The sequence below is a fragment of the Romboutsia sp. 13368 genome, from assembly GCF_018336475.1.
Taxonomy (GTDB): Bacteria; Bacillota; Clostridia; order Peptostreptococcales; family Peptostreptococcaceae; genus Romboutsia.
On record NZ_CP048741.1, the window covers coordinates 495,097 to 497,138 of the forward strand.

General features: G+C 21.9%; 2 protein-coding genes. Both read left to right on the top strand.

Annotated elements, in window-relative coordinates:
- Window positions 1–995: ComEC/Rec2 family competence protein (locus G3997_RS02085; protein ID WP_296647314.1), on the top strand; the 995-nt coding region annotated here is incomplete at its 5' end.
- Window positions 970–2,010 carry a DNA polymerase III subunit delta gene (gene holA, locus G3997_RS02090; RefSeq protein WP_296647321.1) on the top strand — a complete coding sequence of 347 codons (1,041 nt, stop codon included), beginning with the start codon at window positions 970–972 and terminating at the stop codon, window positions 2,008–2,010. The genes G3997_RS02085 and holA, both read left to right, overlap by 26 nt.
- Window positions 2,011–2,042 lie beyond the last annotated feature (32 nt).

Below are 2,042 nucleotides of genomic sequence, written 5' to 3' on the forward strand. Positions count from 1 at the left end.
ATAATTTTAATTATGGAAGATACTTAAAAAGTATTGGATATGAAGGGTTAATATATATAGAAGAATTTAATGTACTAGGTAATAATAAAATTTATGAAAATTTACATAAAATGAAGGATTATGTGAGTAATACTTTTAGATACTTATATAAATCAAAATCAGACTTATTAAACTCTGTAATACTAGGACAAAGAGAAGATTTATCACAAGATGAAAATTTAATGTTTAGTAGAACAGGTACAAGTCATATTATAGCTATATCTGGACTTCACACAGGAATACTTTCTGTACTTATAATATTTATTATAGGACGTATTAATAAGATATACAAATTAGTATTACTATCTATTATAATGATGTTTTATTCAATTATGGTAGGTAACTCACCATCTATAGTAAGAGCTATAATTGGTATGATAATCTTATATTTGAGTTTTTTCTTAGATCGTAAAAATGATAAAATATCTACATTATCTTTTATAGGGATATTACTTGTAGCAAATAATCCATATATTATATATAATATAAGTTTCCAATTGTCTTTTCTAGCTACATTGTCTATAATATATTTCTATGGTTTTATAAATAATAAATTAAAAGTAAAAATAATTTCATTAACAATAGCTTCTAATATATTAACTATACCTATGATATATTATAATTTTAAGGGAGTACCATTACTTTCTGTTTTTAGTAATATAGTTATAGTACCATTTATAGGTATAATTATATATTTATCTATATTAAGTTTAATATTATTTAAAATAAATATACATATAGCAAAAGCAGTAGCTAATATCAATAAAGTTATTTTAGAAATTATATATGTACTATTAGAAAAAATTAGTGATTTAGAGTTTGCTTATATTATTATAGAAGAGCCAAAACTAAACTATGTAATTGTTTATTATATAGTAGTATTTTCATATATGATTTATAAAGAAATGAAAACTATAAAGGAGCAATCAAATGAACTACAAGGATATTATCAGTGATATAAAGAATAGAAATTTAAAAAATACTTATCTTTTTTATGGTAAAGAATATTATTTAATAGAAAATGCACTAAAAGAGATTAAATCAACTTTAAATGATGGAATGGTTGATTTTAACTTAGATATTATAGATGGTAAAGAAACAACTCTAGATCAGATTATAAGTACTATAGAGACACTGCCTTTTATGGATGATAGGAAGGTTGTTATATTAAAAGATTTTGAATTATTAAAAGGTAAAAAGAAGAATTTTACTGATGATGATGAAAAATATTTTACTGAATATATAGAAAATACACCTAACACTACTATATTAGTTTTAGTTGTATATGGAGATGTAGATAAAAGGAAATCTTTAGTAAAAAAGATATCTAAAAATGGAGTAGTATTTAATTGTGATAAATTATCTGATATGGACTTGTTTAAATGGGTTAAGAAAAGATTTGAACTTAATAATGTTGTAATAGATAATGCACAAATAATGTACTTTATAGAGCAAGAAGGATATAGAGATAAAAATAGTGAAAAAACTTTATCTGACTTAGAAAATGAAATAAATAAAATAAGCTCTTTTGTTGGAAAAGAAAATAAAGTAACTAATGATATAATAGATCAACTTTCTCAAAAGAAAGTAGAGAATGATATTTTTAAATTAATTGATTATATAGGAGAAAAAAATTCTTCTGATGCAATGAAAATTTTAAGTGATATGCTTTATGAAGGTGAGTCTGTATTTGGAATATTTTCTATGATAGCAAGACAATTTAAAGTGATTATTCAGGTTAGACAATTACAATTACAGGGACATAGTTCAAAAAGTATAGCTGACAGATTAAAATTACATCCTTTTGTTGTAGGAAAAGCATTAAAACAAACTAAAAACTTTTCTGATGAAATTATAATAGATATATTAAATTCGATACTAGAAAGTGATTTTAAAATAAAAAATGGACTAGTTAGAGACACATTAGCTATAGAAATTTTAATAAGTAAATATTGCAAAAAAGATAAATAAAAAATCTTAGTAAATAAATACTAAGATTTTTT

Excerpts from the sequence above, each read along its gene's own strand:
- holA (WP_296647321.1), top strand. The coding sequence starts at position 970 with ATGAACTACAAGGATATTATCAGTGATATAAAGAATAGAAATTTAAAA.